At 63.6% G+C, this 14,483-nt stretch carries 7 protein-coding genes; all 7 read left to right on the top strand.

Annotated elements, in window-relative coordinates:
• Positions 1 to 39: 39 nt before the first annotated feature.
• The 7 genes from LJY25_RS10620 to LJY25_RS10590 all read left to right on the top strand — a co-directional run bounded on the left by LJY25_RS10620 (position 40) and on the right by LJY25_RS10590 (position 14,480).
• Positions 40 to 2,985: a TonB-dependent receptor gene (locus LJY25_RS10620; protein ID WP_227608312.1), complete on the top strand. Its 2,946-nt coding sequence runs from the start codon at positions 40 to 42 to the stop codon at positions 2,983 to 2,985.
• A 257-nt stretch (positions 2,986 to 3,242) separates the two neighbouring features.
• Positions 3,243 to 5,582 carry a LysM peptidoglycan-binding domain-containing protein gene (locus LJY25_RS10615; RefSeq protein WP_227608311.1) on the top strand — a complete coding sequence of 780 codons (2,340 nt, stop codon included), beginning with the start codon at positions 3,243 to 3,245 and terminating at the stop codon, positions 5,580 to 5,582.
• 368 nt (positions 5,583 to 5,950) lie between these two features.
• Entirely contained in the window at positions 5,951 to 7,216 is a 1,266-nt protein-coding gene (locus LJY25_RS10610; RefSeq protein WP_227608310.1) for an MFS transporter, read from the top strand.
• Between the two features lie 193 nt (positions 7,217 to 7,409).
• Entirely contained in the window at positions 7,410 to 11,123 is a 3,714-nt protein-coding gene (gene dnaE, locus LJY25_RS10605; protein WP_227608309.1) for a DNA polymerase III subunit alpha, read from the top strand.
• A 255-nt stretch (positions 11,124 to 11,378) separates the two neighbouring features.
• The gene (locus LJY25_RS10600) at positions 11,379 to 12,827 is read left to right on the top strand and encodes a hypothetical protein (protein WP_227608308.1); all 1,449 of its coding nucleotides are present in this window, start codon (positions 11,379 to 11,381) and stop codon (positions 12,825 to 12,827) included.
• 128 nt (positions 12,828 to 12,955) lie between these two features.
• On the top strand, positions 12,956 to 13,477 hold the full coding sequence (locus LJY25_RS10595) for a GbsR/MarR family transcriptional regulator (protein WP_227608307.1): 522 nt from the start codon (positions 12,956 to 12,958) through the stop codon (positions 13,475 to 13,477).
• Positions 13,478 to 13,553: 76 nt separating this feature from the next.
• Complete coding sequence (locus LJY25_RS10590) at positions 13,554 to 14,480, top strand: TIGR01777 family oxidoreductase (RefSeq protein ID WP_227608306.1); 927 nt, start codon at positions 13,554 to 13,556, stop codon at positions 14,478 to 14,480.
• Positions 14,481 to 14,483: the final 3 nt, after the last annotated feature.

Here is a 14,483-nt window from a genome sequence, read left to right as displayed (position 1 = left end):
TTTGCGTCTATACCCGATGATGCTCCTTTCTTTTTCCTGATGCAACAACGCTTCCTTTTCGTTTTCCTGGCTTTGTGGCTGGGCCTCACGGCCGCTTCTGCCCAGACCAGTACCATTTCCGGCCGGGCCGTAGACGCCAAAGACCAGTCCCCCCTGATTGGGGCTAACGTGCTGGCCACGAACCTGGCCGACTCCACCCGCAACGGGGCAGCTGCCGATGCCCAGGGCAACTTCCGGATCGAGGGCCTCACGCCCGGTCGCTACCGGCTGACCTTGTCCTTTCTGGGCTACCAGACGCTGCAGCGCGTGGTGCAGCTCAGCGGCCAGCCCCTGGCCTTGGGCTCCGTGGCGTTGCAGGCCGGGGTGCAACTTAAGGGAGTGGAAGTAACCGGCCGGGCGGCCTCGGCCGTGCAGAAGGGCGACACCTCCCAGTTCAATGCCGGCTCCTATAAAACAAATCCCGACGCCAACGCCCAGGACCTCATCACCAAGATGCCCGGCGTGACGGTAGACCCCGCCTCGGGCAGGGTGCAGGCCCAGGGCGAGCAGGTGCAGCGGGTGCTGGTAGATGGCAAGGAGTTTTTCGGCAACGACCCCGACGCCGTGCTCAAAAACATTCCGGCCGAGGTAATCGACAAGATCCAGGTGTACGACCGTGCCTCCGACCAGGCCCAGTTCACGGGGTTCGACGACGGCAACCAGCAGAAAACCATCAACATCGTTACCAAGCCCCAGTTTCGCAACGGGCAGTTCGGGCGGGTGCTGGCCGGCTACGGCCCCCAGGACGACCGGTACCGGGTAAACGGCAACATCAACTCCTTTAAAGGCACGCGCCGCATTTCCCTGGTAGCGCAGAGCAACAACATCAACGAGCAGAACTTCGGAACCGAGGACCTGCTCGGCGTGGTCGGCAGCAACGCTTCCCGCGGGGGTGGCGGGGGCGGCGGGCGCCCGGGCGGTGGCCGGCCGGGCGGCGGTCCGGGCGGGCCGGGCGGACCAGGCGGCGGCAACAACGCGGGCGACTTTCTGGTGAACCAGACCGGCGGCATTTCCAAAACCCACGCCCTCGGCCTGAACTACTCCGACAACTGGGGCAAGAAAACCGAAGTCTCGGGCAGCTACTTCTTTAACCTCACCGACAACACCACCCGCACCAACCTGGCCCGGCGCTACCTTGCCCCGGAAGGCTCAACCCAGGATCTACGCTACACCGAGAACTCCCTGGCCACCAGCCGCAACATCAACAACCGCTTCAACCTGCGCCTCGAGCACAAGTTCGATACCGCCAACACCCTGTCGTGGCGGCCGAGCCTGTCGGTGCAGCGCAACACCGGCAGCAGCGGTCTGAACGGCCGCACCTTCCAGGTGGGCGACGCGGCCTTCGAAACCACCCGGGGCACCAACAACAGCGACTACCGCTCGGCCCTGACCGGCATCACGGCCAGCAACCAGCTGTTGTTCCGCCACCGCTTCGCTACCCGGGGCCGCACCGTGACGCTGGGTTTGAATACGAGCTACAACACCAAGGACGGCGACAACAACCTGCGCTCCGCCACCTCGGCCCAGGGCGGCGTCAACACGACGCTGAACCAGTTCTCGGAGCTGGATCAGGTGGGGTGGCGCTGGGACGGCAGCGTAAACTTCACCGAGCCTATCAGCCAGTTCAGTCAGCTCCAGGCCGAGTACCGCCTGTCGTACACGCCCAACGACTCGGACAAGAAAACCTACGACTTCTCGAACTCCGACCAGCGCTACAGCGTGCTCAACGACACGCTTAGCAGCGTGTTCACCAGTCAGTACGTCACCAACGCCGGGGGCCTGACCTACCGCTACCAGAACAAGGACCTGCAGTGGATGGTGGGCGCCTCGGTGCAGCACGCCCAGCTGCGCAGCGACCAAGACTTTCCCCGGCCAGCTACCACGGAGCGCACCTTCCTGAACGTGCTGCCCAATGCCATGCTGCGCTACAACTTCAACAAGCAGCAGAACCTGCGCCTGTTCTACCGCATGAGCACCAACGCCCCCAGCATCGGCCAGCTGCAGGAAGTGGTGAACAATGCCAACCCCCTGCAGCTCACGACCGGCAACCCCAACCTGCGCCAGAGCAACCAGCACAACCTGGTGCTGCGCTACTCCTCGGCCGTGCCGGAAAAGTCGACCTCGTTTTTCGCGGTGCTCAACGGCTCCTACACCAACAACTTTATCACCAACAACACCATCGTCGCCACTCAGGGGCCCATTGTAGAAAGCGGCATCCTGATTCCGGCCGGCGGGCAGCTGACCCGCCCGGTCAACCTCGACCAGCAGTACGCCCTGCGCTCCTTTATGAATTACAGCCTGCCGCTCACGTTCATGAAGTCGAACCTGAACATCAACGCCAACGCCAGCTACACCCAGACTCCGGGCCTAGTGTACAGCCAGCTCAACTACAGCCGGGTGCCCTCGGCCGGCCTGGGCGTGGTGCTGAGCAGCAACATCAGCCCCGAGCTGGACTTCACGCTCTCGTCGAACTCCAGCCAGAACTACGTGCGCAACACCCTGCGCACGACCAGCAACAGCCAGTTTTTCCGCCAGAACACCGGTCTGCGCTTCAGCTGGATTGTCGTGAAGGGCCTCACGGTGCAGTCTGACGTCAACCACCAGCTGTACCGGGGCCTGACGGCGGGCTTCAACCAGAGCTTCGTGCTGTGGAATGCCTCCATCGGCAAGAAGATATTCGCCAACCAGCAGGGCGAAATCAAGCTGTACGCCTTTGATTTGCTGGGCCAGAACAACGCTATCAGCCGCAACGTGAATGCCGCCTACATCGAGGACGTGCAAACCAACATTCTGCAGCGCTACCTGATGCTGATGTTTACCTACAACCTGCGCAGCTTCAACGGCGCCGGCCCCGATACCCCGGCCCGGCCCGGCGGCATGGGTCGCCCGGATGGCATAGGCCGCCCCGACGGGGGCTGGCAGCCCCGGCCCGGCGGCGGGCAGTAGCCGCCCGTCCTTCGCGCTGCTTTTAGTACGGCGGCTGTCCTACTTCCTCGCCCCACCGGAGCCCGGTGGGGCGAAGTTGGTTTTACCCCTCTCCGAACCGGAGGCATTGGGTGGCGCGGCGGGAGCCGAGGTATCAATAGAAAACACCATTTTCGGTGCAAAAAGGCTGACTCAACCACTAATTTTCCCCTACTTTGTAAGCGGAGGGGTTCTGTGGACGCAGCGTGCGAGGCGGAACCCGCTTATTCTGACCGCTTATGACCCGACTTTTTACCCTGCTTCTTTGCCTTCTGCCCCTGCTCGGAGTTAGCCAGCAGCGCGTGGTAGTCCCCACTGAAATCCCGTTCGCCGGCCTGCGCCTGCGCCTCAACGACGGCGCCCGCGCCGCCATTCAGCAGAAGGTAGACGCCCTGACCAAGCACCAGCCCTCGTTTCAGGCCCACGTGACCCTGGCCGACGCCTACTTTCCGCTTATCGACCGGGTGTTTCAGGAAGAGGGGCTGCCCCTCGACTTCCGCTACCTGGCCATCCAGGAAAGTGGCCTGCAGGGCGAGGCCCAGTCGATCCACGACGCGGTGGGCTACTGGCAGTTCAAGCGCGACTCGGGCCTGGACTTCGGCCTGCTGATCAACGACGTGGTGGATGAGCGCAAGCACGTGGTGGCATCTTCCCGGGCGGCCGCCAAGTACCTGCTGCGCAACAACCGCACGTTCCACAACTGGCTGAACACCCTGCTCAGCTACAACCTGGGGCTGACCGGGGCCAAGCCCTACACCCTGCCCACTGACTACGACGCCACCCTGGCCGACGTCACGGAAAAGACCCCGGCGTACCTGCTGACGTTTCTGGCCCACAAGCTGGCTTTCGAGCCGGTGTGCGGCCTCAACCCCAAGCCGGCGCTGCTGATCCGGGAGTTCCCGGCTGCGGCCGGCCAGAAGCTGCCCGCCATTGCCGAAGCCCTGCAAACCAACCCCGACCAGCTGGCCCGGCACAACCGCTGGCTGCTGCCCGGCGCCGCCGTTCCCGCCGACCGCCCCTTCACGGTGCTGGTGCCCGTCACCGACCCGTTGCAGCTCACCGCCATGGCCGCCCAGCAGAAAATCGCCACCCGCGGGCAGCTGCTGAATGAGCCTGCCCCTGATCCGCAAAGCGTGGAGTTTGTGCGCGTAAACGGGCTGCGGGCCCTGATTGCCCTGCCCGGGGAAAGCAAGGAAGGCCTGGCCAAACGAGCCGGTATGAAGATGCGCAAGTTCATGCGCCTCAACGACCTGTTTGCTTTCGATAACATCATTGCCGGCCAGCCCTACTACACCCAGGCCAAGCGCGACAAGGCGGAGGTAGAGTACCACGTGGCCCAGCCGGGGGAAAGCCTGACGCTGATTTCGCAGAAGTACGGGGTACGCGCCAAGGCTATTCAAAGCAAGAACCGCATGGCCCGCAATGAGGAGCTGCGCCCCGGCCGCCTGCTCTGGATGCAGCACACCCGCCCCAAGGAAGTAGCCGTGGAGTATGCCGAGGGCAAAGACCAGAGCGCCCTGGCCGCCTTTGAGCGCCCGGCCACCCGCCCGACTGCCGCCGCCCAACCAGCATCCGCCCCGCAGCCTGCCGAGCCCGCAACCAAGCCCAACCGCAAGCAGAAGCCCGCCGAGGTAGAGCCGTACCGGGGTCAGACCGCGGCCGAAGCCCGCCTGCTGGAAGATGAAACCCCGGATACGGCTGCCGACAGCACCGCTGCGGCCGGCGTAGCCCAGGCCGATGCCGCAGTGGAAAACCTGAACGACCTGCCCCCTACTCCGGTTGCTCCCACCACCGCCCCGGTTAAAGCATCCGTTCCCGTAACGGCCACCTCCTCCGCACCGTCAGCGCCCGCGCCGAAGCCTGTCCGCAAGGAGCTGCCGGCGCCGACGCCCGTGGCCGATGAGCCCCAGGCCGAGGCGGTAGCCGCCACGCCAGCTGCCAAACCGGCCCCGGCGCCCGTCGTGGCCGCCCCGGAGCCGGCCGCTAAAGCCCCGGCGCCCAAGCCCGAGCGCACCGTTGCTCAGGCAGCTCCGTCCGCTGCTGCGGCGCCCGAGCCCGTCGCGAAACCTGCTGCCAGCCCGGTTACGGCCCCGGTTGCCTCGCCGAAAGCAGAGCCAGCGCCGGTTGCGGCCGCATCCGCGACCAAACCAGCAACCCTGCCGGCGCCGGTGCCGCCTACGTTCGCCGTTCCGCCTACCAAGGTGGAGCCGGTACCGGCCAACGGCCTGCACGTGGTGGAGAAAAGCGAGAACCTCTACAGCGTAGCCCGGCGCTTTGCCCTGCGCCCCGCCGACATCGTAGCCTGGAACAACCTGCCCGTGAATCCGTCGTTGCGCCTGGGGCAGACCCTGCGGGTGGCTCCCCCGGTGCCCGCAGCTACGGCTCCCGCCCCCGTTCCTGCTTCTACCCCTGCTGCCACTCCGGCGGCGCCGGCCCGGCACACGGTAGCCGCGGGCGAAACGCTCTACAGCATTGCCCGCCGCTATGGCGTGAAGGTGCAGGACATCCTGGCCTGGAGCAACAAGCCCGACTCCAGCCTGCGCCCCGGCGAGGTGCTGGTCGTACAGGCCCCGCAGTAACTCTTTCAGCGCTTACCCAAAACAGCCACTCCGAAACCGGGTGGCTGTTTTTGTTTGCCGGCTGCCGGCCCTGTCCGGTGAATCTGGGGTGCTCCGGGACGGACAAAACAGCTTCCTGACGATTACTAAACCCAATTGCTGCTGCTTAACCGGCAGCAGGGTAAATTTGCGGGCACGTAGCAGCAGTTGCAGCCAACGCCGGGTACCTGCCCCACGTACCAGCCGCAGTCGTTTCTGCTTCGGCAAGCTTCACCCCGGCCTGCTCTCCCCTTGTTCTTCCGCCCCAACAGATTGCCGGCTCGGCTAACAAAGCCTGCCCCGCCCGGTTGTCCCCATCTATGTCCGCCCTTTCGGCCGGAGCTTATGCTATGAAAAATGAGAAACTACTGCTGGCGCTACTGGCGGCCGTGCAGTTCACCAATATCCTTGACTTTGTAATTATGATGCCCCTGGGCCCGCAGCTGATGCCGGCCCTGGGCATCGTGCCCCGGCAGTTCGGGCTGGTCATTTCCGCCTACACCTTCAGCGCGGGCGCTACGGGGCTGGCTGCCGCCTTTTTCCTGGACCGGTTCAACCGCAAAACCGCCCTGCTGGCGCTTTACCTGGGTTTTGGCCTGGGCACGGTTGCCTGCGCCCTGGCGCCCACCTACCACTGGCTGGTGGCCGCCCGGGTACTAACGGGCGCCTTTGGCGGGGTCCTGGGCTCGTTGGTGCTGGCCATTGTTGGCGACGCCGTGCCGGAAGGCCGCCGGGGACAGGCCATTGGCATCGTGATGGGCGCCTTCTCGGTGGCCTCGGTGCTGGGCATTCCCTTCGGCTTGTTTCTGGCCAGCCGCTTTTCCTGGCACCTTCCCTTCTTCGTGCTGGGCGGGCTGAGTCTGCTGGTCTGGGCCGTCATTTACTTCGTGATGCCGAGCATGGCCGGTCATATCAGCTCCCGGGTTACTTCACCACGGGAGCGGATTGCGGACGTGCTGGGCCTTTTTCGGCGCAGCTCGGTGCGCTACGCTCTGCTGCTCACGGCTCTGCTGGTACTGGGGCAGTTCACGGTTATTTCCTTTCTGAGCCCTTCCCTGGTTGGTAACGTGGGCTTCACGGTGGGCCAGCTGGGCTACGTGTACCTGGTCGGCGGGGCTCTTACTTTCTTCACATCCCCTCTGATTGGCCGCCTGGCCGACCGCCACGGCAAAGTGCTCATCTTCACCATTGCGACCGTGGCTACGGTACCGGTGCTGCTGATTATTACCCGCCTCACGCCCACGCCCCTGCCCATTGTGCTTACCCTGACGGCGGCCATGTTTGCCGTGATGGGCGGACGTTACGTGCCGGCCACGGCCCTGGCGACCACCGTGGTGCCGCCCTGGCAGCGGGGCTCGTTTATGAGCCTCAACACGTCGATTCAACAGCTGGCCGCCGGGGCAGCCGCCTACCTGGCCGGCCTGATCGTGGTGCAGACCAGTACGGGGCAGCTCCTTCACTACGAGGTGGTGGGCTACATTGCGGCGGCGGCCAACGTTGTCAGTCTGCTCGTCATCCGCCGCATTCAGCCGGCCCCGGTTCCCGCCGCAGATGCCGCTTCCACTCCGGATAAGGTAGTTGTCAACACCCCGCTGAGCGAGCAGGTGGTGGAGTAGCCGCCGGGCGCCGCGCTGCCGCAGGAATAGCCGCTTGGTGACCCGTAAAGGTATAGTGGCCTCCCGGCCCGATACCGGCCGAAACCTTTGCGGCTGATACACAAAATCCTGGGGCACGCACTCTTTTTCCGGCGGTTTTTCGTGGGTAACTTTACCTGACGCTTCGTCCTCTCATGGGCGGGCCGACTCGTCTATGCCTACGTTCTCCCACCTCCACTGCCACACCCAATACTCCCTGCTCGACGGGCAGGCCAGCATCAGCAAGCTGATGAAAAAGGCCCAGGAGGACGGCATGCCGGCCGTTGCCCTCACCGACCACGGCAACATGTTCGGGGCGTTCAACTTCGTGGCGGAGGCCAATAAGCACAACGTGAAGCCCATCGTGGGCTGCGAGTTCTACCTCGTGGAAGACCGGCACAAGAAGAGCTTCAGCCGGGAGAAGGGCGAGCGGGACGTGCGCCACCACCAGCTTTTGCTGGCCAAGGACCAGGCCGGCTACCACAACCTGGCCAAGCTCTGCTCAATGAGCTTTATCGAGGGCGTATACTCCAAGTACCCGCGTATCGACAAGGAGCTGCTGCTGCAGTACCATGAGGGGCTGATTGCCACCTCCTGCTGCATCGGCGCCGAAATTCCGCAGGCTTTGCTGTGGAAGACGGAAGCTGAGGCCGAGGAAAAGCTGAAGTGGTGGCTCGACGTGTTCGGCGACGACTACTACATCGAGATTCAGCGCCACGGCATCCAGAACATCGACAGCACCGGCAAAAGCCAGGAAGACCTCAACCAGGTGCTGCTGCGCTGGGCCCAGAAGTACAATGTCAAGGTGATTTGCACCAACGACTCCCACTACGTCGATCAGCAGGACTTCGCGCCCCACGACCTGCTCCTGTGCGTGAACACCGGCGAGGAGTACAGCATCCCGGTCGGTGACTTTCAGACCAAGTACTTCCGGCTGATTTCGGGCGAGAAGAAGGTACTCTACGACCACCTCGACAACCTGCGCCCCCTGGCCGGGCGCGACGACCAGGTGCGCCGCCAGCTCATGCGCATCGATGAGGAGATGCAGCTGCCCAAGCCCCGCTCCCGGTTCGGCTTTCCCAACGACCAGTTCTACTTCAAGACCCAGGCCGAGATGGCGGCCCTGTTTCACGACGTGCCCGAGAGCCTCGACAACACCAACGAGATTGTCGACAAGATCACGCCGCCCAAGCTGCAGCGCGACATCCTGCTGCCCAACTTCCCGATTCCGGCGGCGTTTGCCAACGCCGACGAGTTCCTGCGGGAGCTGACGTACGTGGGTGCCTTTGGGCCCAGCGCCGGCAAGGGCATCGTCACGCTCAGCAAGCCCCCGCGCTATTCCGAGCGGACGCCGGAAATCGAGGAGCGGCTGGACTTCGAGCTGCGCGTGATAGAGACGATGGGCTTCGCGGGCTACTTTCTCATCACCCAGGACTTCATCAACCACGGCCGCAGCATCGGCGTGGCCGTCGGGCCGGGCCGGGGCTCGGCAGCGGGTTCGGCGGTGGCCTACTGCGTGGGCATCACCAACATCGACCCCATCAAGTACTCGTTGCTGTTCGAGCGTTTCCTCAACCCGGAGCGCGTGAGCATGCCCGATATCGATATTGACTTCGACGACGTGAACCGTCAGAAAGTCATCGACTACGTGGTCGACAAGTACGGTAAGACCCAGGTGGCCCAGATCATCACCTTCGGCACGATGGCCGCCAAGTCCAGCATCAAGGACGTGGCCCGGGCCATGGAGCTGCCGCTGCCCGTGGCCAACGACCTGGTGAAGATGGTGCCCGAGCAGGTGGGCACGACGCTGGCCAAGGCCTTTGCCGAAAACCAGGAGCTCGACATGATCCGCCGCGACGACGCGCCCGACAACCTGCGCGGGCAGATTCTGCGTCTGGCCGAGCGCCTCGAAGGCTCGGTCCGCAACACCGGCATCCACGCCGCCGGCGTCATCATCGCCCCGGACGACATCACCAAGTACATCCCCGTCTCGACCTCCAAGGACTCCGACCTGCTGGTAACCCAGTTCGACGGCAAGGTGATTGAGAGTGCCGGGATGCTCAAGATGGACTTCCTGGGGCTGAAGACGCTCACGATTATCGTGGACGCCATCAACCTGATCGAGAAAAACCACGGCGTCAAGATCGACATCGACGAGATTCCGATTGATGACCAGAAAACCTACGAGCTCTACCAGCGCGGCGACACCATCGGCACGTTCCAGTTTGAATCCGAGGGCATGCGCATGTACCTCAAGGACCTCAAGCCGACCAACATCGAGGACCTGATTGCCATGAACGCCCTGTACCGCCCGGGCCCGATGCAGTTCATTCCGAACTTCATCAACCGCAAGCACGGGCGCGAGGTCGTGGACTACCCCCACGAGCTGCTGGAGCCCATCCTGAACTACTCCCAGGGCATCATGGTGTACCAGGAGCAGATCATGCAGACGGCTCAGATCCTGGCCGGCTACTCCCTCGGCGGCGCCGACCTCTTGCGCCGGGCCATGGGTAAGAAGGACATGAAGAAGATGGCCCAGGAGCGGGAGAAGTTCTGCGAGGGCGCCGAAAAGCTGCACGGCATCAAGGCCAAAAAGGCCAACGAGGTGTTCGACGTGATGGAGAAGTTTGCGGCCTACGGCTTCAACCGCTCCCACTCGGCGGCTTACTCCGTGGTGGCCTACCAGACCGGCTACCTCAAGGCCCACTACCCGGCCGAGTACATGGCCGCCGTGCTCACCAACAACATGGGCGACATCAAGAAGGTGACGTTCTTTATCGAGGAAGCCCGCAAGCAGGGCGTGCAGGTGCTGGGACCCGACGTAAACGAGTCCATCCTGAAGTTCAACGTCAACGAGAAAGGCCAGATCCGCTTCGGTATGGCTGCCGTGAAGGGCGCCGGCGAAGCCGCCGTGGAAGAGCTGGTGAAGGAGCGCGAGAAGGCCGGTCCCTACCAGGACATCTTCGACTTCGCGCGCCGGGTGAACCTACGGGCCGTAAACAAGAAAACCTTCGAGAGTCTGGCCCAGGCCGGCGCCTTCGACTCGTTTGAGCGCTACCACCGCCGCCAGTTCATCGAGGCCCCGAGTGGCGACCAGAACGTCATCGAGAAGGCCATGAAGGTGGGCCAGCAGCACCAGGCGGCCAAAGAGTCGGCCCAGCAGAGTTTATTCGGCGGCGGGGGCGGCGAAATGGCCATTCCGATGCCCAAGATTCAGGACATGGAGCCCTGGAGCCCCACTGAGAAGCTGCGCCGCGAAAAAGAAGTGGTAGGCTTCTACCTCTCGGGCCACCCGCTCGACGACTTTAAGCTTGAAATCGACTCCTACTGCACCTGCGGGCTCGACAAGATTGAAAGCTACAAGAACCGCGACATCACCGTGGCGGGCCTGATTTCAAATGTGCTGTTCAAGACCACCAAGACCGGGCAGCCCTTCGTGAGCTTCAACATCGAAGACTACGACTCCTCCCTGAACCTGGCCTTGTTCCGCGACGACTACAGCAAGTTCTCGGGCCTCATTAACCCGCGCAACTACGACAAGGAGCAGGTGCCGCCCATGTACATCCGGGGCAAGTACGCCCAGCGCTTCCGCGACTCCGACCAGTTCGAGTTCAAGATCCTGACCATGGAGCCCCTGTTCAACGTGGCCGAGAAGCTCGCCAACGGCGTGCGCGTCCAGCTCGACCTGCGCACCATCACCGAGCCGTTCATGGACCGGTTCATGGAAGCCGTGGAAGGCTGCGCCGGCTCCAAGAAGCTGGAAATCAAGTTTGCCGAGCCCCACGAGCACCTGGCCGTGGACACGTACTCCCGCCGCTACCGCATCGAGCCCAAGGAGTTTATCCGCCGGATGCGGGAAATGGAAATCGACGCCTGTCAGCTGATTTAAGCGGCCGGTTAGTGCGCAGCCATTCCGTCAAGCAGCAACGCCGTGCCCCAACAGGTACGGCGTTGCTGTTCAGGCGATGCACCTGAACAGCAACGCGTGGGCCGGGCCGGCAGGTGAGCAGAAAGCCGCTGCTGCTGCCCTATTCATCGCCCCGGGTCTATTTTGTCGTAACGACGCAAAATTTTGCCTTCAACGCGATGTAAATATTCGGGCATTCATCTAACTTCCGGGCTAAACTGTTTAGTCTGCTCGTTCATGTCGGCCCTGCTTCGCTACTGTCTTTTCTTCTTTTCTGCTCTATCTGCTTGCCTGTCGGCGCAGCATGCCCGGGCCCAGGTGTACTACCTCGATTTAGGCTCCCAGCAGCTGGTCCTTTCGCACCAGCGGGTGCATGTCGAGCAGGTGATAGACGGCCGGCCCGGCAAGCCTACCATCGGCCTGACGCACCGGGGCCTCAAAAACCGGCCCGCCGCCGTGCTGTTCCGCAATGGCCTCGAAGCGGAGCTTACCAGCTTTCTGCACCGGGAGCTGCCGGCCCGGCCTACCGATACAGCACTCGTGCTGTGCCTGCGCCAGCTGCGCATCAGCGAGGATGTTTCCCGGCCCCGGCAGGAAGCCCGGGCCGAGCTGGCCGTGGATGCCTACCTGCATTTGCCCGACGGCTACCACCTGGTGCGCAGCGCCGCCGCGCATACCATTCGCCCCACCTTCGAAGCCACGGGCCGCCATGCCGGACACCTTGCCCAGCTGTTCCGGCAGTGCCTCGAGCAGATCAGCGCCTCGCCCCTGACCCCGGCACCCGGAGTAGTGCCCTGCACCCTGGCCCAGCTTACGGGCGCTGAGCCGGCCCCGGGTAACCGGTTCCCGGCCCTGCCCGCCATCTGCCGCGAAGCTCCCCGCCGGGGAGTTTACCACAGCTTCGAGCAGTTCCTCGCTAACCGCCCCGACACCCTGCTGACGTTGCGCATGGATACGCTCCGGCTGGCCCGCAAGCGGCCGGGCCGCCGCCGCTGGGCGGGCGTGGCCCGGTTCCAGCCCGTCCTTACCGACGCGCAGGGACGCCGCCCCCGGCTTCCGGAACAGCTCTGGGGCTTTTCCGACGGTCAGCAATTGTTCATCCAGCACAAAGGCGCGTTTTTCCCGCTGGTCCGGCAGGGCCGCTTTTTCACGTTTATCGGGGAGAAGCCCCTGGACCTGGAGTATGTCCGCCGCCGCTACGAAGCCCAGATCCGGGCGGCCGCAGTGGGCCTGGCCCCGGTCTATTATCAGAACCAGACGGGGGAGCCTACGCCTTACGCCGTCGACATGCGTACCGGGCAAAGCAGCGCCTTCCCCGATCTTCTGCAGCCCAACCCGGCCCGGCCCGACACGGCCGTGGTGTTTCTCTACCGGCAGGGGCCGGCATCGGCGGCACCCGTGCCGGTCTACCTCGATGGGAAGAAGGTGGGACAGCTGGGAGCCAACCAATACCTGCAGCTCCCCTGGCCCTATTATGCCCGCATGATGCGCCTCTGCCTGGGAAACGTCGGTGACTATCCGTGCCAGCTGCTGGTGCCGGACGCGGCCAAGGCCAGCTACCTGAAAGTAACCGCACCTGTATCGCCGGGCGAGGAAGCGGCCTGGCAGTGGGTCGGGCGCCAGCAGGGCGAGGCCGACCTGGATGCCCTGGACCAGTCCTACAGCGCGGCAACCCTGGGCAAATAGCCTGTCAGCCCAGCCTCTGAAGGAATTCCGGACACCACAAACCTGACCTTCCGGAAGGGCGGTGGCGGCGGGCAAAATAATCTTTCATTTTTTATTGAAAGTTCAAAAACGGCGTATACATTTACGCCATGCAACTCGACGAAGCCAAGCGCAGATTCATTGAAGGCTGGGGCACCCTGGGCTCGGCCTGGGGTGTGAGTCGGACGATGGCGCAGGTGCATGCTTTGCTGCTCGTGTCGGTAGGCGCGCTGAGCACCGAGGACATTATGGATCAGCTCCAGATTTCCCGGGGCAACGCCAACATGAACGTGCGCGCCCTCATGGACTGGGGCATCGTGCGTAAGGAGCTGCGACCCGGGGAGCGGCGGGAGTTTTTCTCGGCCGAAAAAGACATCTACAAAGTAGCCACCCTGATTCTGAAAGAGCGGCGCAAGCGGGAGCTGGAGCCCCTGATGCGGGTATTGGGGGAAATAAACCAAGTGGAGCCCTCCCCGACCGTTTCGGCCGAGGAAGCAGCGGCTTTCACGCAGATGATGAGCAGCATCCAGAGCTTTGCTAACCTAGCCGACCGCACCGCCTCTACCCTGATTAAAGCCGACGAGAACTGGTTTCTGAGCACGTTCATGAAGCTCATGCGCCCCGGCCCGTGATAGCTATTTTTTTGACTTCTCATTTTCAAATTTTTCTGAAAGTACAATACCAATCTTCATTCTATCCTTTCGTGCTATGACCTCCCTTCCAACTACTGCGCCCCGACTGGTCATTACCGGAGGCAACGGGTTTCTTGGCCGTCACCTCAACCGCCATTTCACTTCGCTGGGCTACCGGGTGACGGTGCTCAGCCGCACGCCCCGCCCTGCCCAGGGTGAAGTAGCCTGGGATGCCCGCACGCTGGGCGCCTGGGTTACGGAGCTGGAAGGAGCCGCCATCCTGATTAACATGGCAGGCCGGACAGTTGACTGCCGGTACACGGCCCGCAACCGGGCAGAAATCCTGGCCAGCCGGGTCGACAGCACGCGGATACTGGGCGAGGCCGTAGCCAGCTGCCGTAATCCACCAGCCGTGTGGCTTAACTCTTCCACGGCTACCATCTATGCCGATACCCCGGGGACGGCCCCGGCCAATACCGAAGCCACCGGCGTTATCGGGGAGGGCTTTTCGGTTGACGTAGCTACAGCCTGGGAAGCGGCCTTCACGGCGGTTCCGACGCCCCGCACCCGCCGGGTGGCCCTGCGCACGTCCATCGTGCTGGGCACCGATGGTGGGGCCTTTCCGGTCATGGCGCGACTGGCCCGGCTTGGTCTGTGCACGCCCCAGGGGACGGGTCGCCAATGGGTTAGCTGGCTGCATATCGAGGACTTCTGCCGGGCCGTGGAGTTTCTGGCTACTCAGACCACGGAGGATGGGCCCTTCAACGTGTGCGCCCCCGTTCCGCTGCCCAACCAGGAATTCAATGCCCTGCTGGCCCGGCACTACCGGCCCTGGCTGCGCCTGCCCCAGCCCGAGTGGCTGCTGACGCTGGGAGCCGTGCTGCTGCGCACCGAAACCGAGCTGATTCTGAAAAGCCGCAAGGTGGTGCCCCGGCGCCTGCTCGACCTGGGCTTTGCTTTCCGCTACCCTACCTGCGCCCAGGCCGTTGCGGCGCTGACTTAGTCT

Origin of the sequence: Hymenobacter translucens (assembly GCF_020685205.1) — a bacterium.
In the GTDB taxonomy this organism is placed as follows: Bacteria; Bacteroidota; Bacteroidia; order Cytophagales; family Hymenobacteraceae; genus Hymenobacter; species Hymenobacter translucens.
This window is presented reverse-complemented; position numbering and strand designations above follow the sequence as displayed.

Coding starts and splice junctions, on each gene's coding strand:
- LJY25_RS10600 (WP_227608308.1), top strand. CDS start 11,379: ATGTCGGCCCTGCTTCGCTACTGTCTTTTCTTCTTTTCTGCTCTATCT.
- LJY25_RS10590 (WP_227608306.1), top strand. CDS start 13,554: ATGACCTCCCTTCCAACTACTGCGCCCCGACTGGTCATTACCGGAGGC.
- dnaE (WP_227608309.1), top strand. CDS start 7,410: ATGCCTACGTTCTCCCACCTCCACTGCCACACCCAATACTCCCTGCTC.
- LJY25_RS10595 (WP_227608307.1), top strand. CDS start 12,956: ATGCAACTCGACGAAGCCAAGCGCAGATTCATTGAAGGCTGGGGCACC.
- LJY25_RS10620 (WP_227608312.1), top strand. CDS start 40: ATGCAACAACGCTTCCTTTTCGTTTTCCTGGCTTTGTGGCTGGGCCTC.
- LJY25_RS10615 (WP_227608311.1), top strand. CDS start 3,243: ATGACCCGACTTTTTACCCTGCTTCTTTGCCTTCTGCCCCTGCTCGGA.
- LJY25_RS10610 (WP_227608310.1), top strand. CDS start 5,951: ATGAAAAATGAGAAACTACTGCTGGCGCTACTGGCGGCCGTGCAGTTC.